At 65.0% G+C, this 21,428-nt stretch carries 19 protein-coding genes and 1 pseudogene; 4 read left to right on the top strand and 16 right to left on the bottom strand.

Annotated features, from left to right (window positions below):
• Position 1: 1 nt before the first annotated feature.
• The 8 genes and pseudogenes from cysW to ASC68_RS04540 form a co-directional block, all read right to left on the bottom strand.
• Positions 2-895 carry a sulfate ABC transporter permease subunit CysW gene (gene cysW / locus ASC68_RS04575; RefSeq protein WP_082527885.1) on the bottom strand — a complete coding sequence of 298 codons (894 nt, stop codon included), beginning with the start codon at positions 893-895 and terminating at the stop codon, positions 2-4.
• On the bottom strand, positions 888-1,841 hold the full coding sequence (locus ASC68_RS04570) for a sulfate ABC transporter permease subunit CysT (protein WP_055875356.1): 954 nt from the start codon (positions 1,839-1,841) through the stop codon (positions 888-890). Before ASC68_RS04570 ends, cysW begins: the two co-directional genes overlap by 8 nt.
• Positions 1,842-1,845: 4 nt before the next feature.
• Positions 1,846-2,877 (bottom strand): sulfate ABC transporter substrate-binding protein, encoded by a 1,032-nt coding sequence (locus tag ASC68_RS04565; RefSeq protein WP_082527883.1) that lies wholly within the window; start codon positions 2,875-2,877, stop codon positions 1,846-1,848.
• A gap of 272 nt (positions 2,878-3,149) precedes the next feature.
• Positions 3,150-3,578, bottom strand: a complete 429-nt coding sequence (locus ASC68_RS04560; protein ID WP_055875353.1) for an Rrf2 family transcriptional regulator — start codon at positions 3,576-3,578, stop codon at positions 3,150-3,152.
• A 520-nt stretch (positions 3,579-4,098) separates the two neighbouring features.
• Positions 4,099-5,850 (bottom strand): annotated as a pseudogene (locus tag ASC68_RS04555) (cation:proton antiporter); the annotation flags it as partial.
• Between the two features lie 181 nt (positions 5,851-6,031).
• Positions 6,032-7,045: a zinc-dependent alcohol dehydrogenase family protein gene (locus ASC68_RS04550; protein ID WP_055875350.1), complete on the bottom strand. Its 1,014-nt coding sequence runs from the start codon at positions 7,043-7,045 to the stop codon at positions 6,032-6,034.
• A 178-nt stretch (positions 7,046-7,223) separates the two neighbouring features.
• The gene (locus ASC68_RS04545; RefSeq protein WP_055875348.1) at positions 7,224-7,514 is read right to left on the bottom strand and encodes a 4a-hydroxytetrahydrobiopterin dehydratase; all 291 of its coding nucleotides are present in this window, start codon (positions 7,512-7,514) and stop codon (positions 7,224-7,226) included.
• A 115-nt stretch (positions 7,515-7,629) separates the two neighbouring features.
• Complete coding sequence (locus ASC68_RS04540) at positions 7,630-7,950, bottom strand: hypothetical protein (RefSeq protein WP_055875345.1); 321 nt, start codon at positions 7,948-7,950, stop codon at positions 7,630-7,632.
• An 86-nt stretch (positions 7,951-8,036) separates the two neighbouring features.
• On the opposite strand from ASC68_RS04540, the gene ASC68_RS04535 reads away from it, so the two are divergent.
• The 4 genes from ASC68_RS04535 (at position 8,037) to ASC68_RS04520 (ending at position 12,486) form a co-directional block, all read left to right on the top strand.
• Positions 8,037-8,480, top strand: a complete 444-nt coding sequence (locus ASC68_RS04535) for a MarR family transcriptional regulator (protein ID WP_055875342.1) — start codon at positions 8,037-8,039, stop codon at positions 8,478-8,480.
• A 34-nt stretch (positions 8,481-8,514) separates the two neighbouring features.
• On the top strand, positions 8,515-9,087 hold the full coding sequence (locus ASC68_RS04530; RefSeq protein ID WP_055875339.1) for a hypothetical protein: 573 nt from the start codon (positions 8,515-8,517) through the stop codon (positions 9,085-9,087).
• A 124-nt stretch (positions 9,088-9,211) separates the two neighbouring features.
• On the top strand, positions 9,212-11,542 hold the full coding sequence (locus ASC68_RS04525; protein ID WP_055875336.1) for an EAL domain-containing protein: 2,331 nt from the start codon (positions 9,212-9,214) through the stop codon (positions 11,540-11,542).
• Between the two features lie 152 nt (positions 11,543-11,694).
• Positions 11,695-12,486 (top strand): acetyltransferase, encoded by a 792-nt coding sequence (locus ASC68_RS04520; RefSeq protein ID WP_156384442.1) that lies wholly within the window; start codon positions 11,695-11,697, stop codon positions 12,484-12,486.
• A gap of 183 nt (positions 12,487-12,669) precedes the next feature.
• Here the strand turns inward: ASC68_RS04520 and ASC68_RS04515 are convergent, their stop codons facing one another.
• From ASC68_RS04515 to ASC68_RS04485, 8 genes are all read right to left on the bottom strand, one after another.
• On the bottom strand, positions 12,670-14,574 hold the full coding sequence (locus tag ASC68_RS04515) for a beta-L-arabinofuranosidase domain-containing protein (RefSeq protein WP_055875330.1): 1,905 nt from the start codon (positions 14,572-14,574) through the stop codon (positions 12,670-12,672).
• 49 nt (positions 14,575-14,623) lie between these two features.
• Entirely contained in the window at positions 14,624-15,667 is a 1,044-nt protein-coding gene (locus tag ASC68_RS04510) for a LacI family DNA-binding transcriptional regulator (RefSeq protein WP_055876016.1), read from the bottom strand.
• Positions 15,668-15,695: 28 nt separating this feature from the next.
• Complete coding sequence (locus tag ASC68_RS04505) at positions 15,696-16,595, bottom strand: carbohydrate ABC transporter permease (RefSeq protein ID WP_055875328.1); 900 nt, start codon at positions 16,593-16,595, stop codon at positions 15,696-15,698.
• Positions 16,595-17,479, bottom strand: a complete 885-nt coding sequence (locus ASC68_RS04500; protein ID WP_055875325.1) for a sugar ABC transporter permease — start codon at positions 17,477-17,479, stop codon at positions 16,595-16,597. The genes ASC68_RS04505 and ASC68_RS04500 overlap by 1 nt, the downstream gene beginning before the upstream one ends.
• A gap of 78 nt (positions 17,480-17,557) precedes the next feature.
• Positions 17,558-18,814, bottom strand: coding sequence for a sugar ABC transporter substrate-binding protein (locus tag ASC68_RS04495; RefSeq protein WP_055875322.1), 1,257 nt, complete (start codon positions 18,812-18,814; stop codon positions 17,558-17,560).
• Positions 18,815-19,271: 457 nt separating this feature from the next.
• Positions 19,272-20,159, bottom strand: coding sequence for an aminoglycoside phosphotransferase family protein (locus tag ASC68_RS04490; protein WP_055875320.1), 888 nt, complete (start codon positions 20,157-20,159; stop codon positions 19,272-19,274).
• Between the two features lie 57 nt (positions 20,160-20,216).
• Positions 20,217-20,378, bottom strand: coding sequence for a hypothetical protein (locus ASC68_RS28575; protein ID WP_156387232.1), 162 nt, complete (start codon positions 20,376-20,378; stop codon positions 20,217-20,219).
• A 364-nt stretch (positions 20,379-20,742) separates the two neighbouring features.
• The gene (locus ASC68_RS04485; protein ID WP_055875314.1) at positions 20,743-21,312 is read right to left on the bottom strand and encodes a hypothetical protein; all 570 of its coding nucleotides are present in this window, start codon (positions 21,310-21,312) and stop codon (positions 20,743-20,745) included.
• Positions 21,313-21,428 lie beyond the last annotated feature (116 nt).

The raw sequence follows: 21,428 nt of genomic DNA, 5'->3' as shown, positions 1-21,428 counted from the left end.
GCTAATGTCGGCGAGTGCCCGCGAGTTCGTCGCCGAAGCGGTACTCGAGGATGGTTTTGAACACCAGCGTCACCAGCGCCAGCATGGCGAGCAGCGAGGCGATGGCGAAGGCGGCGGTGAAGTTGTACTCGTTGTAGAGGATTTCGATGTCGAGCGGCATGGTCGTGGTCTTGCCGCGGATATGGCCCGAAACCACCGACACCGCCCCGAATTCGCCCATGGCGCGGGCATTGCAGAGCAGCACGCCGTAGAGCAGCCCCCATTTGATGTTGGGGAGCGTCACCCGGGTAAAGGTCTGCCAGCCGGTGGCGCCCAGCGACAACGCCGCTTCCTCGTCGGTATTGCCCTGGTCCTGCATCAGGGGGATCAGTTCGCGCGCAATGAACGGGAAGGTGACGAAGATCGTCGCGAGCACGATGCCCGGCACCGCGAAGATGATCTCGATATTGTAGGCCTTGAGCAGCGGATGCAGCGCACTCTGCGCCCCGAACAGCAGCACATAGACCATGCCCGAGACCACCGGCGACACCGAGAACGGCAGGTCGATCAGCGTGGTGAGGAAGCTCTTGCCCCAGAACTCGTATTTGGCGACGCACCAGGCGGCGGCAATGCCGAACACCAGGTTGAGCGGCACCGCGATCGCCGCCACCAGCAGCGTCAGCACGATGGCCTGCTGCGACTGGCGATCGGCGAACGCCGCGAAATAGGTGTCGGCGCCTTTGCGGAAGGCTTCGGTAAACACCAGCACCAGCGGCAGCACCAGCACCGCCGCCATGAACACCACAGCGATACCGATCAGCAGCCGCCGGATCCACACCCGCTCGGTCGTCGGCCTTGTGTGCTCCTCGGGGGGGATGAGCCGGCGGCTGTCATAGATGACATCAGGCTCAAACATTGCCGAACCTCCGGCGGGCCCAGGCCTGGATCAGGTTGATCACCAGCAGCATGACGAAGGCGATGATCAGCATGATGCCGGCAATGACCGCCGCACCCGCCTGGTCGAACTCCTCGAGCTTGATGACGATCAGCACCGGGGCGATCTCCGAGATGTTGGGCAGATTGCCGGCGATGAAGATCACCGAGCCGTATTCGCCGACGGCGCGGGCGAAGGCCAGCGCAAAGCCGGTGAGCAGCGCCGGGGTGAGCCGCGGCAGGATCACGCTGGTGATGGTCTGCCAGCGATTGGCGCCGAGCGTCGCGGCGGCTTCCTCGAGTTCCTGTTCAAACTCCTCGAGCACTGGCTGCACCGTACGCACCACGAACGGCAGGCCGATGAAGATCAGCGCGATGACGATACCGGTCGGGGTGTAGGCGATTTTCCAGTTGAGCGACAACTCACTGAGCCCGAACGGCAGCCAGGTCTGGCCATGCCACCACTGCCACAGCGCTCCCTTGTCGGAGAACAGCGAGCCGACCCAGCCCTTGGGGGCATAAAGCGTCGAGAGCGCGATGCCCGCCACCGCCGTCGGCAGCGCGAACGGCAGATCGACAATGGCGTCGAGCAGCCGCCGGCCCGGGAACTTGTAGCGCACCAGCACCCAGGCGACGATGATGCCGAACACCACGTTGACCAGCGCCGCGATCAGCGACGAGCCGAAGCTCACCTCCAGCGCCTTGAGGGTGCGCGGCGAGGTGGCGATCCTGATGATCTGCTCGAGCGGCGTCGTTGCCGCCTTGAGGAACAGCCCGGCGATCGGGATCAAGACGATCAGGCTGAGATAGAGGATGGTGTAGCCGAAGGTCAGCCCGAACCCCGGGATGACGCTGGGCTTTACAAAGCTCCACCCCGCTCGCGCGGGGTGGGATGACTTTCCGGAGGCGCCGCGAGGCGCCCCTGCCACTGCATTACTGCGCAGGGGTGTAGACCTGGTCAAAGATGCCCCCGTCCCCGAAATGCTTGGGCTGCGCCGTCTTCCAGCCGCCGAAAAGCGGATCATCAATAGAGATCAGATCGATCTTTGGGAAGGCTTCGACCAGCGCCTGGTCGGTGACGACGGACGGGTCGGACGGGCGATAATGGTTCTTGGCCGCCAGCGTCTGGCCCTCGGGTGAGTAGAGATATTCGATATAGGCCTTGGCGAGATCGGCGGTGCCGTGCGCCTCGACGTTCTTGTCGACGATGGCGACCGGCGGCTCGGCGAGGATCGACGACGGCGGATAGACCACGTCGAAATTGTCGGCGCCGAATTCGTCGAGCACCAGGAACGCTTCGTTTTCCCAGGCCAGCAGCACGTCGCCCAGTTCCTTCTGTGCGAAGGTCACGGTCGAGCCGCGGGCGCCGGTATCGAGCACCGGCACGTGGCTATAGAGCTGCTTGATGAAATCGGCGTTCTTGGCTTCGTCGCCGCCGAAGGCCTTGTTGGCGTAAGCCCAGGCCGCGAGGTAGTTCCAGCGCGCCCCACCCGAGGTTTTCGGGTTCGGGGTGATGACTTCGACGCCGTCCTTGACCAGGTCGCCCCAGTCGTTGATCGCCTTCGGGTTGCCCTTGCGGACGAGGAACACGATGGTCGAGGTGTAGGGCGTCGAGTTGTTGGCGAACTCGGAGCGCCAGTTGGCGTCGATCAGCCCCGACTTCTCGGCGATGGCGTTGATGTCGCCTTCCAGCGCCAGGGTGACGACATCGGCAGAAAGCCCGTCGATCACGGCCTGGGCCTGCTTGCCCGAGCCGCCATGGCTCTGCTCGATGGTGACATTGCCGCCGGTGGTGTCTTTCCAGTGCTTGGCAAACGCCTCGTTGAACTGCGCGTAGAGTTCGCGCGTCGGGTCGTACGAGACGTTGAGCAGGGTCTGATCCTGGGCGCGGGCAGTGATTACGCCGGTGAAGGCGAGCGCCACGGCGAGGCCGCCAAGCGCGAGAATTCTGGCCGTTCTCTTCATCATGTCCTCCTGGTGAAGATTAACTACCGTAACTCTACCTGGTCAGTCGGCATTCTCAAGGAAGCCGCAGGTTGCGGCGGCGCGACGAAGCGGAAAACCTTTCTCTGCGAAGGCTACCAGCAGCACCGCCATTGCGCAAACCTCGATTCCACCCCTGTGGATGAGCATGGCTTTGCGCGAAGTGAAACCGCGTTCAGTCGCGGGATCAGCAATAAACGCGCTGGGGCGCAAGCGGGTTGCAGGGACTGATGGGCTGGTGGCTGCGGGAGCGCCTAAGCCAGCACGTCGTTGGCCACCACGGCATCGGCCAGCGTGGTGCGGTCGAGCACTTCGCGGGTGGCGATGGTGACGCGGGCGAAGACGTGGCGGATCTCGCAGCTCGATTCCTCGGCGCAATCGACGCAGCGGCGATAGGCGATCTTCGAAAGGCACGGCAGCGGGGCGATCGGCCCGTCGATCAGCCGCAGCACTTCGCCGAACGTTACCTGCTCGGGCGCCCGCAGCAGCACATAGCCGCCGAGCCGGCCGCGGCGGCTCATCACGATGCCGGCGCGCTTCAACTCCAGGAGGATCTGTTCGAGGAACTTCTTGGGGATCGCCTGGCCACGCGAAATCTCCGAGATCATCAGCGACTCGCCGGCCGGGATCTTGGTCAGGGCCACCAGCGCCCTCAGCGCGTATTTTGCCTTCTGCGAAATCATCGCGGGCGGAATCCGGAACGGCCGCCAACTCGGCCGTTACTCTTGGCTATAGCGCTCCCGGCGTGAACAAACCATTGCGTCCTGCTACGTGGGGCTATGCCTTCTCTTCTTCAGCCACCGGCGGGGGGACTTCCGGGTTGAACGGCGAGCCTGGGGTGGTGGCCGGCCTGTCGGGACGCGGCGCTGCCGGCTCGGATACGGGCGGCGCTTCGGGCGCGACGTCTTCGACCGGCGCGTCCAGCGCCTCGAGCTCGGCGATTTCCTCGGCGTCGACGGCCTCGGGGTCAGTCTCGTCCGGCTCTTCGCCGTAGGCGGAGACCAGCGCCGGCGGCTCGGCCGGGCCGCTGTCGACGTGCTGCACTTCAGCCTGCGCCGCCTCGATCGCTTCGGCCAGCAGGTTCGGGTCGGACGGCAGCTTTGGCGTCGTCGCAACGGCTGCGGCGACCAGCGGCGCCAGCACCGACTCGACAGCGTCTGACGCGGTGATCTCGGCCACCGCCTTGCTGTCGCGGTTGATCACATCGACCATGCCGAGACCGATCTCGCGCTCGCCCAGGATCACCACATCGGCGCCGAGCGTCTTCAGGTGCGTCTCTTCCTCGTCGGAATGGGCGCGCGCCACGATCAGCACCTTGGGGTTTTGCTTGCGCGCCTGCTCGACCGCCTGCCCGGCCTCGAAGGCATTGGGGATGGCGATCACCACCGTGATCGCCTCGGCAACATTGGCGAGGGTCAGCACCTTGGAGGCGGCAGCGTTGCCCACCACCACCTCGATGCCCAGCGCCCGCGCCGCGTTGACGCGTCCCTCGGCGTCTTCGACCACGAGGAACGGCGTCTTCGCCTCGAGCAGCGCTTCACCCACCACCGAACCGACCCGGCCGAAACCGACGATGATGACGTGCCCGGACTGCCCGGTGGGCACCTGCGTCGCCTCGGCCTCCTGCGGCACTTCCGGGGCGGCGGCGCGCGGCGCGCTCGCCACCAGGTCGGGCTCGGTGCGTTCCGCCGCGGCGGCAACCACCTCCGGCCGGCCAAACCGGCTCTCGAGCGCCGGACGAAGCATATCGAGCACGAAGAAGATCAGCGGGTTGAGGATGATCGAGATGATCGAACCGGCAAGGATCAGGTCGCGCCCCTCCACCGGCAGGATGCCCAGCCCGACGCCGAGCGCTGCGAGGATGAACGAGAACTCGCCGATCTGCGCCAGGCTCGCCGAAATGGTCAGCGCCGTGCCGACGGGGCGCTTGAACGCCACCACGATCAGGAACGCCAGCACCGACTTGCCGAAGATGATGATGAACACCGTCCCCAGCACCGGCAACGGATCGGTGACGAGGATCATCGGATCGAACAGCATACCGACCGCGACGAAGAACAGCACCGCGAAGGCGTCGCGCAGCGGCAGGCTTTCCTGCGCGGCGCGATGGCTGAGTTCGCTTTCGGAAAGGATCATGCCGGCAAAGAAGGCGCCGAGCGCCAGCGACACGCCGAACAGGTATGCCGCGCCCGCCGCCACGCCCAGCGCGATGGCCAGCACCGCAAGGCGGAACAGCTCGCGGCTGCCGGTATGGGCGGTGTAATGGAGAATGAACGGGATCACCCGGCGCCCCACCACCAGCATGAAGCCGACAAAGGCGGCGAGCTTCACTACCGTCACCGCCAGGATGCCGAAGATGTCGAGATGGATGGAGAAGATGTTCTCGACGAAATCGACGAACGGATCGTGCAGTGCCGCCCCTTCGACCCCGTTGATCGAGGCAATGGCCGGGATCAGCACCAGCGCCAGCACCATCGCGAGATCCTCGACGATGAGCCAGCCGACGGCGATGCGGCCCTTTTCGCTGTCGACCATGTGCCGGTCCTGCAGCGCCTTGAGCAGCACGACCGTCGAGGCAACCGACAGCGCCAGGCCGAAGAGCAGGCCGGCGCCGAGCCCCCAGCCGAGGAGGGTCGCAAGACCCAGCCCCATGATGGTAGCGCCGCCGATCTGGACGATGGCGCCCGGTATGGCGACGGCGCGCACGCTCAACAGGTCCTTGAGCGAGAAATGCAGGCCCACGCCGAACATCAGGAGGATCACGCCGATCTCGCTGAGCTCGGTGGCGAGCTCCGCATCGGCGACGAAACCGGGGGTGAACGGCCCGACCAGCACGCCGGCCACGAGGTACCCGACCAGCGGCGGCATGCGGAGGCGGTTGGCGATCGCGCCGAGGATGAATGCCAGCACCAGACCCGCAACGATCGTCGAGATCAGGGGTGTGCTATGCGGCATCGGCAAGATCTCCGGCGGGGGTTACCCCAAAACTGGTTGAAAGCGGCTGAGAGCCTTGAAGATGAGGCATCGGCCGCCCCGCTGCAACCCAATGAGACCGGGAAAACTGCGGCAAAATCATGTGGGTGCGGGACAATCGCTCCGACTTTCGTCGAAAGCGCGGTTTCTCCGCCGGTCGCTGCTACGCCTGGCCCGCCATCACCAGCTTGATCTCACCGAAACCGGGCGTGCCGGCAATCGCCGCCGGCACCTCGTCGAGGCGGATGGTGCGGGTGATCAGCCGGTCGAGCGACAGGGCGCCGACGGCGATCAGCTCGGCGGCGCGCGGATGGGTCAGTGGGTTGAGCCAGGCGCTTTCGAGCCTCAACTCCTTGGTGAGGAGCTCGAACGGCGCCAGCGCCACCTGTTCGCCTTCGGGCACCACGCCGAACAGCACCACGGTGCCGCCACGCCGCGCCACCGCAACCGACTGGCGAACCGTCTCCCCCACCCCGGCGCACTCAAACACCACATCGGCGCCACCAGGCAGGAGCGCCGCGATCGTCACCACCGGATCGGCCCCCGCGTCCACCGCATGATGTGCGCCGAGCTGCAGCGCCAGGGCACGGCGCGGCGCCTGTCGGGTCGACAGCACCACCGCGCCGGCACCCGCCAGCAGCGCCAGTTCGACCATCAGCAGACCGATCACCCCGCCGCCGAGGATCACCACCGAGGCACCGGGCGCAATGCGCGCCACATCGATGGCATGCAGGCAACACGAGACCGGCTCGCAGAATGCCCCATGCAGCGGATCGAGCCCCGGCGGCAGCGCCACGGCCTGCCCGGCAGGGACCAGCACATACTCGGCGAAACCGCCGTCACGATGGACGCCAATGGCACTGAGCCCGGCGCAGAGGTTGGGCCGGCCGGCGAGGCAATCGGCGCAGGCTCCGCAGGAAATGTTGGGGTCGCCGGTGACCCTTGTGCCGATGCGGAACCCCTCGACCGCCGCCCCGGCTTCCTCGACAAGGCCGGAGAATTCATGCCCGAGCGTCACCGGCTTGGTCGTCGGAAACTCGCCTCGGAACATGTGGCGGTCCGAGCCGCAGATGCCGCAGGCTTCGACGCGGACCAAGAGGTCATGCGGCCCGGGCGTCGGCCGCGGCACCTCCTCGACGATCAACCGTTCCGGCGCATGTAGCCGCACTGCCCGCATCTCGATGCCTCCCGATCATGCCATCATGGAACAAGCCGGTGGCGCCGGCCAAGCCCCCTGCTCCGGCGTCATCCCCGCGAAAGCGGGGACCTCTGTTTTCTTTGCCAGCATCGCAAACGGAGGTTCCCGCTTTCGCGGGAATGACCCGGTGCGGGTGTCGACAACCATTGATCCGACGCTAGATCATCAGCCGGTCGATCTTTTCGGCGAGTTTGGTGTCCTTTTCGGTGAGCCCGCCGGCCGAGTGGGTGGTGAGCGTGATCCGCACCTTGTTGTAAACGTTCGACCATTCGGGATGGTGGTCCATCTTCTCAGCGGCGAGCGCCACCCGGGTCATGAACGAGAAGGCTTCGGAAAAGCTCTTGAACTTGAAATCATGGCTGATCGCATCGGCCTGCGGATCATAGATCCAGCCGTTGAGCTTCAAGAGGGCGGCTTCACGCGCGGCAGGCTCGAGCTTTTCGACCATTATCATTTCCTCTTTGCAACGAGTCGGGAGATTGGGGCCGCATAACGCCCGATCCGTGGCAAAGGGTTCCGACGCCCCCATCGGGGACGCCGGATCGGTTCAGTCTTTTGAACGCTCAAACACTCAGCGACGCCGCATCGCCCGGCACGATGCGCGAGACGCGGCCACGCTCGACCCCGCCGGCATCGACATAGCCGATGCGGCCCGGCTCGACATCGATCTGCCAGCCGGCGCTCGGACCATCGATCCAGTCGACATGGTAGCCGGTGTCGGTCAGCCGCCATTGGCCGGTGCGCCGCGTGCCGTCAGGCAGCGCCATGAACGCCTCGGCGGCGGTGCGGTAGTAGATCGCCGCCTCCTTGCCCGGCGCCATCTCGACATAGTGCGTGCTGCCCACCAGCAGCACGGTGAGGGTGTCTCTATCCTTGATGATCATCTGTGCATCCTTTTCGCGGGCCCGCTGGCGACCGGCATGGCGCCGTGCTAGTCAAGCGACTTGACGATTTAGCTGCGAGACGGAATTTGGTCAAGCACCTTGACGATAATGATCTCGCCAGCATCGATCATATCGGCCTCGCCCTGTGGCGGGCAGCACAGGGCTGGCGCAACCACATGCGCGCCGAACTGGCGGCCCGCGGCTATCCCTGGCACCAGAGCGCCGCCGGCGAAGTGCTGGCGCATCTGGGCCCCTCCGGCATTTCGCAGGCGCTGCTGACCGAGCGCATGGGGCTGAGCAAACAGGCGGTGCAGCAGCTGGTCGATCAGCTCGAGGCGCAAGGGGTGGTCGGCCGTGCGCCCGACCCCAGTGATGGCCGGGCCAAGCGGATCGTCTTGACCGAGCTGGGCCTCGCCGACTTTGCCGAGCGCAACAAGGTGAAGCGGCTGATCGAAAAGCAATATCGCGAGAAGCTGGGGCCGGAGGCGTTCACGGCGCTCGAGGCGGCTCTGGCCAGGCTCGCCGACTGACCAACACGGCATTCGAACCAGGGATGGACGGCGCATGAACGAAGACATCCTCCACACCATCGCCGGTATCGCCATGACGCTGGCGGGCTTTTCCGGTCTCGTCATCTTCTTCCGCCAGCAGGGGCTGCGAAACTGGTCCTCGGCCGAGCGGCGCTATCTGTGGTTCCTGATCGGCGACAGCTTCCTTGTCGTGCTGTTCGCACTGCTGCCGGCGCCGATGCTGCTCGCCGGCTGGTCCGAACCCACGATCTGGACGGTGTGCAGCGCCCTGCTCGGGGTCTGGTTCATCGTCGCCAACGTCGTCGCGCTGCGCGGCGAGCTGCGCGACAAAAAGCACGGCCAGCTCGACGTCATTCCGTTCGTGACCCCGCTGCTCTACGGCCTCTCCGCCCTCGCCGTGCTGATCGGCGTGGCGCTGTGGCTGTCGGTATTCGATGTCATCGTGCCACGCGGCCAGGCCATCTACGTGACGGGGCTGTTGATGCTGCTGGCACTGGCAGCGCTCGAGTTCATGTTCTTCGTCGGTCGAGCCTCGCTGCGCGACCCGCCGGCGCAGCAGCCCGGCGACGATCCAGCGATTGCGATCGATCCACCCAACAAAGCATAAACCATTCGAGCAATTGCTGCGCTGGAACAGGGTTTTGCGACGACGCAAAAGGGCGGCCGCTCGCTGCCCCGAAAGCAGGCATTAACGCCTCGCCGGGCACAATCATCACACCTTGGTGAGGTCTATGTTCGAGCCAGCGCATAAGTCACTGCCGCCTGTCGATTACGTATCGATGATCCGGTCGCTCTACGCGGACCGGCGCGTCATGATGCTTGGCGCCCTGTCGTCGGCGCTGGTCGCCGCGGTCGCCGGTATTGAAGGCAACTCCTGGGTGCTGCTCGCCGTCGCCATCGGCTTTGCCATTGTCGGCATCGCCCGCGACATCGATATGCGCGCCTTCGAGCGCGCCGACCTCGCCGACGACGACGTTACGACCGCCACCCACTGGGAGCTGCGCGCCACCATCGGCGCCGCCGCCATCGCCGGGCTTTACGCCTTCTGGATGAGCTACAGCTTCCTCGTGGTGAACACCCCGTTCGCCGAGATGAGCTCGCTCTCGGTCACCGTGGCGGTGCTGGTGGGCGTTGCCGGCCGCAACTTCGCCATCGACCGGCTGGTCACCAGCCAGGTCATCCTGATCGGCGCCGGCATGGCCATCGGCATGCTGTTCGACGGCACGCTGCATACCGCCATGCTGAGCGTGGTGCTGATCGCCTTCGTCGTCTCGCTGCGCAAGGTTTCGGCCAATATCCGCGCCATCCTGCTGCGCGCCGTGCATGGTCGCATCGAGGCGACCCGCCTTGCCTCCGAACTCGACACGGCGCTCGAAACCATGCAGCACGGCCTCTGCATGCTCGACGAGAACGGCCTGATCGCCGTCGCCAACGATCGCGCCGAGTTGGTGTTCGGCAGCTTCATGCCGGGCAACTGGGCCGGCCGGCCGTTCGCTGCGATGATCTCGGCCGCCGCCGCGCGCGGCACCATCCCGCAGCGTTCCGCCAGCCAGCTGATGGATACGGTCGACGCCGGCGATGGCGGCAAGGTGGTGCTGCGCCTCTCCGACGGGCAGTTCTGCGAAGTCACCGTGTCGTCGCGCCTCGACAAGACCGTGCTGCTGTTCGAAGACATCACCGAGCGCGTCAAGGCCGAAGAGCGCATCAACTACATGGCGCATTACGACACCCTGACCGGGCTGCCGAACCGCGCCTATTTCACCGAGCAGGTCGAGGCCGACCTCGAGCGCCGGCGCCACCACGGCGACAAGCGCCCCAACGACATGGCCATGCTGATGATCGTCGACATCGACGACTTCAAGCATGTCAACGATACCCTGGGCCACCTGATCGGCGACCGCGTGCTGATCGAGACCTCCGAGCGGCTGAGCCGCGTCTTGGGCCGCGACAGCCTCGTGGCGCGACTGGGCGGCGACGAGTACGTGGTCTATCGCTCGGGCGGCGTGCAGCTTTCCGATACCGTTACCGACCCCGAAGCGATCCTCGGCGGCTTCCGCGGCCCGTTCGAGGTCGAGGGCGAGGTGTTCTCGGTCAACGTCTCGGTCGGTGTGGTGACCCTCACCGACGGCAGCGACGATCTCGACGCCCTGATGACCAAGGCGGACCTCGCGCTCTACAAGGCTAAGGCGCTGGGCAAGGGCCGCAGCCAGGTGTTCCACGACGAGATGGACACCGACTACCGCTACCGCCAGCGGCTGAAGGCCGAACTGAAGCAGACGGTGGCCGACGGCGCGCTGTCGCTGGTGTTCCAGCCCATCGTCGATCTGCAGACCCGGCGCGTGGTGAGCTGCGAGGCGCTGGCGCGCTGGCATCACCCGGAGCTGGGCTCGATCCCGCCCTCGCTGTTCATCCCGATCGCCGAGGAAACCGGCCTCATCTCCGAGATCAGCCGCTGGGTGCTGGCGACCGCTACGGCCGAATGCCGCAACTGGCCCGAGGAAGTCTCGGTGTCGGTCAACATCTCGGCCCGCGACTTCCGCAATGCGGACGTCGCCGGGATGGTGAAGACCGCCCTCACCAGCTCCGGCCTCGCGCCGCACCGGCTCGAGATCGAGGTCACCGAGACCGCAGTGATCGAAGAACGCGCCGCCGCCACCAAGATCCTCGCCAAGCTGGCGAAGCAAGGCATCGGCATCGCGCTCGACGATTTCGGCACCGGTTACTCGTCGCTGAGCTACCTGCAGGCCCTGCCCTTCACCAAGCTGAAGATCGATCGCAGCTTCGTCATGGACATTGCCGAGAACCCGCGCTCGCTGAAGCTGCTGTCCAACGTCGCCCAGCTCGGCAAGGACATCAACCTCACCGTCACCGCCGAAGGCGTCGAGACCGAAGAGCAGCTCAACCTGATCGCCACCCATTCCAAGGTCGACCAGATCCAGGGCTACCTGTTCGGTGTGCCACTGCCACGGCGCGAAGTCGCCGAGCTCATCGACCGCATGGCGGCCCGCGCTACGCTCGAGCGCGTGCTGACCGTTGGTACGACAAACCGCAAACGTGGTTAAGACGCCTAAACTCTTCTGAAATCTGAGGGATTCGGCGCTGGCCCTGGCGCTGTCCGTGCTTATGCGTAGGCGGCGCGGCGGCCGTGCGCATTTGGCAATTTTATTATGCCTAACGAAAGGTTAAACTCTGTTTGAAAGTTGCGGAGTTCCCTATGCGTTCGGACGTGGAAGGTTCGGCAGCGACGTCGGCTGCTCCGGTGTCTCGCTTCGCCGGCACGCTCATGGAGATACTGGACCGCGTTGAGTATTCGCGCGTTCGTATGGATGTCACCGACAATCCAATCTATCGCCTGCGCTACGAAGCCTATCGTCGCGAAGAATCCGTGCCGTTCAACGATGCCGGTATTGTGGTAGACGACCTCGATACTGCGCCTAACGGTATGAGTTTTGGTGTTCATATCGACGGCGAGCTGGTCAGTTCTATCCGGCTGCATCACGTCAGCGCCAAACATCCTTTCGGCCCGTCGATGAAGAGTTGCCCGGACGTGCTCGAGCCGCTGCTGGCGCGCGGCGAAACCTTCATCGACCCCTCGCGCTTCACCGCCGACTACGAGGCCTCGCTCGCCTACCCGGCGCTGCCGTTCCTGACGCTCAGGATCGCGGTGATGGCGTCGCTGTTCTTCAAGGCCGATGCCTGCCTGGCGCTGGTGCGGCCCGAACACACGGCATTCTACCGCCGGGTCTTCGGCTCCGAGGAAATGTCGGACGTGCGGGTCTATCCCGGCCTCGCCTTCCCGGTGGCGCTATACGGCGCCTATGTGAACACCAAGCTGCCGGCGACGCTGCGCCGCTACCCGTTCTTCATGTCGACCGAGGAAGAGCGCGAAAAACTCTTCGCCCGCGCCATGGACGAACACTTCGAAGCCCCGCAACGCGCCAGCTCGCGCCTCGCCTATGAGCGGGCACTGCTGGAATCGCAGTTCGGCGGGCAGGCGGCGGAGTAAGCTGCAGTATCTGAGCGTGGGGCACCCCCACCCTAGCTTCGCTAAGGCTTCGCCTAGCTGCGCTACCCTCCCCACAAGGGGGAGGGACGGCGCAAGGACCGAACGTGCAGTACGCGTCTCCCTCCCCCTTGTGGGGAGGGATCAAGGGTGGGGGTGGGCCCCACGCTCTGGCTTAGGTGCCGCTCAAGCCTCCGGGATCCACACCACCATCGAGCCCTGCCCGCGGTTGGCCCAGAGGTAATAGGGCAATGCGGTAAGCGTTGCCGGGGCTTCCCTGGGCGGGCTGGTGCGGTAGAGCGGCTTGAACTCGGCTTCGTCCACCGCATTGCCGCCGGCCGTCAGCTGGATGATGCCGTCGAACAGGTTCGACTGCTTGATCGCGATCTCGCTCTGTCGTGGCAGCTTGAAACGCTGCACCGTGCCGCCCGGGTTGTCGGCTTCCTCGAGGCAGTAGACCAGGGGGCCGCGGGTCAGCGCCACACGGCCGACATCCATCACCACGTGCGGGTTGGCATAGACGCGCTCGACCGGCATCGGCAGCTCGAGGCTGATCTTGTCGCCCTTTGTCCAGCTGCGGCTGATGGTGGCATAGCCGTTGACCGGGCTGAGCTGCACCGCCTCGCCATTGACCCTGGCCGTGGCGCCCTTACACCAGCCCGGGATGCGAAGCTTCACCTCGAACGCCTTCTCCGTCGCCGGATCGATCTCGATGGCGATATCGCCCGACCACGGATAGTTCGAGACCTCGCGCACGGCCACTTCCGTACCGCCGACATCGAGCTTGGTCGAAATGCCGCCATAGAGGTGGAAGGCGATGCCGTCGGGCGCAGTCGAGACGAAGTAGCCGCCGACCGAAGCGACCAGCCGGCTGACATTCATCGTGCAGCACGGGCAGGTGTGCCAGTCCCAGCGGGTGGGTGTGCCGTTGCTCTCCAGCGGGTTCATGTAGAAGTAGTGCTCGCCGTCGCGGCTGAGGCCCGACAGCGCGCCGTTGAACAGCGCCGTCTCCAGCACATCGGCATATTTGCCGTCGAGATCGAGGTGCAGCATGCGCTGCGCCCAGAAGATCAGCGCCACCGAGGCGCAGGTCTCGGCATAGGCGGTCTGGTTGGGCAGGTCGAAATCGAAGGTGAAGCCCTCGTTATGCGCCGACGGCCCGAGGCCCGCCGTCACATACATCTTGGTCTCCATCACGTCCTTCCACAGCGTCTCGCACGCCGCCTTGAGGCCCGTGTCGTTCAACTCGACCGCCAGATCTGCCATCGCCGTGTACATGTACATAGCGCGCACCGCGTGCCCGACCACCTTGTCCTGGCTGCGGACCGGCTTGTGCGACTGGCTGTACTCGTACGTGCCCTGCACGTAGCGCTGCCACTCCCAGCCCTTCTTCTCGCGCTCTTCGCGCTCGACGTCGAAGTAATGCGGGTTGGGATTGCCGCGCTCGTTGATGAAGTAGGCAGCCAGGTCGAGGTGCTTCTTTTCCTTGGTCAGGTGATAGAGCTTGATCAGCGCCAGCTCGATCTCCTGGTGTCCGCAGTAGCCGCGCTTCTGCCCCGGCCCGGTGCCGAAATTGGTCCGGATATGCTCGACATAGCGCTCCATCACCTCGAGCCAGCGGCGCCGGCCGGTGGTCTCGTAATAGGCGATGGCGCCTTCCAGCATGTGGCCGGCATTGTATAGCTCGTGGTTGTCGCGCATGTTCGACCAGCGCTTCTCCGGCTCGCGCCCCAGATACCAGCAGTTGAGGTAGCCGTCCGGCGCCTGCGCCTTCTCGAAATCGTCGATGATCGCCTCGATCTTTGCCTCGATATCGGCATCGCGCTTGTGGCTCAGCGCATAGGCGGCGGCCTCGATCCACTTGCCGATGTCAGAATCCCAGAACACCTGCACGGTAAAGCCGTTGGCATGGCGCGGAAAGCGCAGCGGCGGCGGCGGGTTGGGCAGCTTCAGCGAGTTGAGATAGCCATACTCGACGAGCTTCTTGTGCTGGCTGGGAATGGTGCGGGCGAGCACGGTGTCGAGCCGTTCTTTCCAGAACTCGCCTTCGAGGCGGACATCGACGAAACGCACCGGATGATACTGGCTCATTGCAACTCCTCGTAGCCCAGCCGCCGAGCGAGCGGCCGGGTGTCTGAATTCAACTGGTTGTGCCGGTGGACTCGCGCACCACCAGCGTGCACGGCAGCCGGCGGATCCCCCGCACCGTCTCGCCGCCGATCATCTCGATCAGCAGCCGCCCGGCCTCGTGGCCGAGCGCCGAAAGGTTCATGTCGACGCTGGTGAGCGGCGGCCGCGCCGCCGCGGTCATCACATCCCAGTTGTCGAAGCCGGCCACCGCCACTTCACCCGGCACCGCGATGCCGCGTTCCCGCAAGGCATCGACGACGCCGCGGGCAATCAGGTCGTTGCCACAAAAGATCGCATCGGGCCGATCGGTCTTGCCGTCGAACAGCGCCGCGACAGCGTCGCGTCCCCAGGCCTCGGTCCATTTGCCCGAGAGATAGAGCTCAGGATGCGCGGTGAGCCCGAGCTCGGCCAGCGCCGAGAGGTAGCCGCGACGCCTGAGCTGCACTGCCTCGAAATGCTCAGGCCCGGTGATATGTGCAATACGCCGCTTGCCCACCTCGCCCAGGTGCCTGACCGCCAGCCGCGCCCCGCCCTCGTCGTCGGGCAACAGGCACAGCGCATCGCGATCGTCGGCTTGCGAAAACACATAGATCACCGGCAGCCCGGCAGGCAGCGGGCCGACCGGCGGCCGCTTGTCGGCGCGGCGGGCAGTGACCACCAGCCCGTCGATACGTTTGCCGAGCAATTGATCGAGATGCTGCCGCTCGCGTTCAGGGTCGTCGGTGGCATTGCACATGAAAATGGCGATGCCCCGGTCGGCGAACACCTCTTCGAGCGCCTGGAAGATCGGCAACGTGAAGCGGCCGAACGAGTCGGTGGAAAGCACCCCTACGGTCATCGAGCGGGTGCGGTGCAGGCTCTGCGCCATGTCGTTGGGGCGATAGCCGATCTCGCGCGCCACCGTGGTGACCTTGTCGCGCGTCTCCTGCCTGAGCCGCCCGTTCGAGTTCAGTGCCTTGGACGCCGTGCCGATCGACACGCCGGCAATCCGCGCCACGTCGCGAATGGTCGGGCCATGGCGGCCGGTGCGTTCATTTGCTGGGGGGCTGGACAAGGGATCTGGCTCGTCGGTCATCGGGGTCCTACTTCACGGCTCCCGCGAGGAGGCCCGAAACATAGTACTTCTGCAACATCAGGTAGATGCCGACGCAGGGGATAACCGAGATCGTCACCCCGGCCTGCAGCATGCCCCAGTCGGTGCCGCCAAGGCTGGTTTCGGTGCGTGCCGCCGCGAGGATCAGCGGCAGGGTGAAGCTGTCCTGCCGGTTCATCATCACCAGCGCGCCGAGGAACTCGTTCCACGAGGTGATGAAGGCGAACAGCGCCACCGTGATCATTGCCGGCACCACCGAGGGCAAGCAGATGCGGACCAGCACCTGGAACGAGTTGCAGCCATCGATCACCGCCGCTTCCTCCAGTTCGATCGGCACCGCTTCAAAGGCGTTGCGCATGATGTAGAGCGAGAATGGCAGCTGGATCGCGGTGTGGATGATGGCGAGGCCGATCAGCGAGTTGGTGAGCTTCAGCTGCGCGAACATCAGAAAGATCGGCGTCAGCAGCGCCTGGTAGGGGATGATCAGCGCCAGGAGCAGGAAGACGAACAGCAGCTCCTTGCCCGGGATCGGGAAGCGCGCCAGCGCGTAGCCGGGCGGCACGGTGAGCAGCAGCGAGAAGGCGATCGCCATGAAGGCGGTGCCGAAGGAATTGAGCAGGTAGACCGGCAGCCCGGCCTGGTAGACCCAGAGCTTCAGGTAGCTGTCGAGGCTCCAGCTCTGCGGCACATAAGTTGGCGGCACCGCAGCGGCTTCGGCGGTCGATTTCACCGAGGCCAGCACCGAGGCGAGGAGCGGCGCCAGCATGACGACGCAGATGAAGAGGCACGCCGCGCCGACCAGGTATTTGGTGCGGCTGCGCCACAGGCGCCCCAGCACGCCATTGCCGGCGGCCGTCTCGTCTATGCTCTGGGCGAGATCGGCACTCATCAGGCATGGCTCCGGCGGGTCAGCAGCATCTGGATGATGGTGAAGACGAGAATGATGACGGCAAGGATCAGCGACAATGCCGCGCCATAGCCGAGCTTCAGGTAGGGGAACGAGTTGAGATAGACGTAGAACACCGAGGTGGCGGTGAGGTTCTGCGGCTGCCCGGCGGTCATGATGTAGAACTGGTCGAAGGCCAGCAGCGAGCCGATCACCGAGATCAGCGTCACCAACAGCACCGTCCGCAGCGTCAGCGGCAGCGTCACCTGGGTCAGCCGCTGCCACGGGCTCGCGCCATCGACCATCGCTGCTTCCGATACTTCGGGCGGGATCGCCTGGATGGCGGCAACGAACAGGATCATGCCGAAACCGAGTACCTTCCACACCACCGAGACGATGATCGCCCAGTTCGAGCGGTCGGCATCGACGCCGAGCCAGATCACCGCCTTGTCGATCAGGCCGAAATCGAGCAGCAGCCGGTTGACGAAGCCGTAGTCGGTAGAGAACAGCCAGTACCAGAGCAGGCTCGAGGCCCCGAGCCCGATCACCACCGGCACGAACACCACGGCGCGGGTGAAGCGGCGGAGCGGTGTATTCTTCACCGTCAGCAGCGCAATGGCATAGCCACCGATCATCAGGATCGGGGTGATCAGCAGCGTATATTTGAGGGTGAAGCCCAGCGACACCCAGAACTGCTTGTCGTTGAAGGCCTTGGTGAAATTGTTGAGCCCGATGAACTTCGGCGGCGTGATCAGCGACCACGAGTTGAGCGACACCCAAAGCATCTGGCCCAGCGGCCAGGCGGTGAAGGCAGCGACGAACGCCAGCGCCGGCGCGAGGTAGAGAAGGCCCGTGAGCCGATTGGATCTGGTCGAGTAGATGCTCATGGGCGCTTCGTGTTCTCGGCGAGAGGGAAGTGAGCGGTGCTTCACCGGGACGAAGCACCGCCAGGATGTGGGCCGTGCTTACTCGGCCGCGATATCCTTCATCTGCTGCTTGGCGTCGGCGATGATCGTATCGATCGGATCATCGGTGTAGTAGACGCGCTGCAGCATCTGCAGCCACGGGCCCTGCGGCGAGTTGATCAGCTCGAAGAATTTCAGCGTATAGGGCGTGACGCCGATATCGATGGCCTTGGCCACGTCTTTGATCAGCGGCTCCTCGGCATAGTATTTGTTGTCCACCATGTCGCCGCGGGTCGTCATGTTCAGCATCTTGGCATAGACCTCGACCTGAACCTCGTCCGACAGGATGAACTTCATGAAGTCGACCGCGTCGGTGACGCGCTTGGAGCCCTTCGGCACGGTGACGATATCGCCGCCGGCAAAAGATGCCGTCTGGCCGGCCTCGAGGCCGGGCAGCAGAGTGATGCCGAAGTTCATGTTGGGGTTCTGCTCACGGGCGAGCGTGATGTTGAAATTGCCCGTACCCATCATCCCGACCTTGCCCGAGCCGAACTGCAGGTGGAAAGTCTCGCCGTTCTCGGCCTGGTTGGCCGGGTTGATCAACCCTTCCTTGTGCATCATGCGGGCCCATTCGAGCACCTTGGGCACCGCGTCGCCAGTCAGCGGCTCGGCCGCAGCGTCGGCCGGCTCGATCGTGCCGCCCGAGGCCCAGATCAGCGGGCCGAAGGTAAAGATGTTGCAGCCGGCGCAGTTGCCCGCCAGGTAATAGCCATAAGCCCCCTCTTCGACGCCGGTGATCTTCTTGGCGAAGTCATGGATCTCGGCGAGGCTCTTGGGTGGCACTTCCGGGTCGAGCCCGGCCTTCTTGAACAGGTCCTTGTTCCAGAACAGCGCCGAGACGTCCGCATAGAGCGGCACGCCATAGAGCTTGCCGTCATAGGTCGAGACCTTCATGTGGCCAGGGCTGGCGGTCTTGATCGAAGCATCGTCGGCGAAATAGCTGGTGATGTCCTCGAGCTGGCCGGCCGCTTCGAACTGCGGCCCGTAGATCAGGTCGAGACCCATCAGGTCCGGCACTTCGCCCGAGGCGATCGACTGCGCCAGCTTGGGCACCATTTCGGTGTGCGGAATGTAGGTCAGCACGATCTTGCGATCGGGGTTCTTCTCGTTCCAGGCAGCGACCAGCGCGTCCACCATGCCGGCATTGCCGCCTGAACGTTCCCACATCTGCAGGTCTTCGGCCCATGCCGACATCGGCATCGCCGCGAGCAGCGTGGCCATGGCCACCGCGCCCATCGTTAGTTTCTTCAGGTTCATCGGCTTCCTCCCTCGATTTGCCGTGCCGCCCTCCGGCCCCGCGACACGCAGGGTTCCTCCCGGGGAATGGCGAGGAAAAGCTTTTCCGGGTCGTTTCGCGGCAGGCACGTGATGGCCGGCTCACGAATGTGGGAAAAGCTTTTCTTGAATGCTTCGTCGCATGTTTTCCCGTCACGCACAAGGGTGAAGGAAAAGCTTTTCTCGGTGCACCTAGGAGAGGTGCTCCAACGTTACGTGCTGGGGGTCGATTCACCGCAATCACCCCACACTCGGTGTCATCCCAGCGAAAGCTGGAACCCAACTCGCCTTCGGCGCAGGCTGTGAAATGGGTCCCAGCTTTCGCTGGGATGACAGCCGGTGGGTGGGAGAGAAGCTACCAGCTCGAAGATCCATCACCCCAAGCAAGGCAGGCTCGCGGCGACCGGCCCAGCCCATCGTCCACGTTGCGGTCACAGCGTCAGGTACTGAACCCCAGCTGCTTCAGTTCCGCCACCCAGTCGACGACGTTCGTCACGGCGTGCTCGTCGGACAGAAACTCTTCGGCCAGCTCGGCGAGGCGCAGGGCCGATGAATAGAGCATCACCAGGTCGCGGTTGACCTTGATCCGCGCCAGTTCCTCGTAGCGCTCGATGATCCTCAGCGTCAGGTCGGCCGAGATCCAGTTCGTGTAGCTGAGGTCGCGGTGGCGCGAGCCGAAGCCGGAATCGGCGAAGTCGAACACGCCGTTGAGCATGCCGGTCTCATGGTCGAACGCCATGTTCCAGCCATGGCCATCGAAATAGCCGTAGACCAGTTCGTCGCCCTCAATGGTGAGCTTGCGGTACGCCGCCATGGTGCGCTTCACGAAACCCTTGTAGCCCCGCGGCAGCTTGGCCTCGGTCCGCACCAGGATCTCGTCCGGGCTCATCCACGGATCGACGCCTGTGGCGCCAACCGCCTGCATGCGGTTGAGCGGCAGCGCGTGGAGCTCTGCATAGAGCTGCGCCATGCGGGTCGCCAGCGCGTTGCGCCGACCCTCGTCGAGCTCAAGGTATTGCGGCTTTTCCAGCGATGAGCCGGGCAGTTTCAGGTGCTGTGAGAACGGCACTGGCCCTTCATGCAGCACCATCTGCGGCAACGGCATGGTGACCCGCGGCTTGAGGAATGCCAGGAGCGCCACTTCCCGCCTGAGCCGCCCTTCGGCATCGGGATGACGGGCAAACTTGAAGATCCAGCCGTCACACTCGAGCGCGACACTGTCCCAGCCTTCGGTGAGGGGGACGAAATTGCCGCCCGCGAACTGCGGCAGGGTGCCGATCACCAGCGCGCGCAATCGCGCGATCTCCGCTGCCGGCACCCCCTCCATCGTCACGACTCCCCATCAAGCGGGCGCGAATCTAGACGAGGCCGGAAGAAAGTCCAATCAGGCCGGATGCAGTTCCCGCACCATTTGCCTGTGCCGGCGTGGCGCCTTGGCATGATGCTTCGCCTTATCCGGCGGCGCGCGCCGGTGGGTGGGGATACGCACGCCGAGCGCATCGGCGACGGTCTTTTCCAGCAGGCGGTCGAGTTCTGCCTTTTGCATGATGACGTCTCCTTGGCCGCGCGGGGTTGGCCCCACGCCATTTGCTGAAGGAACGCCGCTCCCCTGGAGGAGTTGCCTCACCGGCACTTCAGATTCCGGTGATCGGTTACCGGCCCTCGATAAAGAGAGTTCCGTTAACGGTTTAGGCGGATACTATCCGAACCGGAATTTAAGCGTCACCGGCTGTATCACTGTGTTTCCGCCACATCGCGGAGGGGCAACATGCGGTCCGTAGGCCTGGCGGCACTCCTGGTCGCCATCCTGTTACTTCTGTTTCCGTTCTATCGGCAGTGGGTGCCGCACATCCCCATTTCGACCGGGGACAGCCGCCTGCTTGGCGGCTTGTTGTTGGGCGCCGGCGCACTCACCCTGGCGGTTTTTCGGCCCCGGGCTTAGCAGCGCCCGCTGCCTCGTCAGGCTCCGGCGACACCGTCAGCCGGTCATTGGCGAAGGCCTCGGCGAACATCGCCTCGACGCTCTGCAGCCGCTTGGGCGGCGCGGCAACGGGCTCTGAGGAAGGCGCAACGACCGGCTTGACCTCCAGCACCGGCGTAGCGGGCATCGGTTCGGCGACCGCAACCGGCTTGGGCTCCGGCGCCGGAACTACCGCCAGCGTCGGTCGGGCCGGCTTGTCGTCCGCCACCGATTTTGGATCTGCCGCCGGCTTCGCCTCGGTCATGGCTTTGCCTTGGGCCACCGGCTTGGCCGCGACCTCGATCCTTGCTGCCGGCCGCGCCAGCAGCGACGTCTTCGGCGCGACCGGGACGGGTTTTTCCACCGGCGCAGCCACCGCCGCTGCAGCGGTGCGCGCCCTGCGGAAGCGGCGGCTCAGCCGCCCATGTTCCAGCGTCGAGTAGCCGATCAGCAGCAACAGGCTGGCCGTGACCCCGATCCCCAGCCCCACCAGCAGCCACACCAGCGCATCGTAACTCATCGTGGCTCACACCCCGGCTGTTCGCTCCGGCCGCCAGCATGCCGGATTTGTCCGCTTCCTCGCAACCGCGACAGTTCAGCTCGCCCCCAGTAACCGGGTTGCTCGGCCAATCCGAA

This window comes from Devosia sp. Root105 (assembly GCF_001424865.1).
Lineage (GTDB): Bacteria > Pseudomonadota > Alphaproteobacteria > Rhizobiales > Devosiaceae > Devosia_A.
The sequence above is the reverse complement of the archived record's forward strand: the minus strand, read 5'-3'. Positions and strand labels throughout refer to the sequence as shown.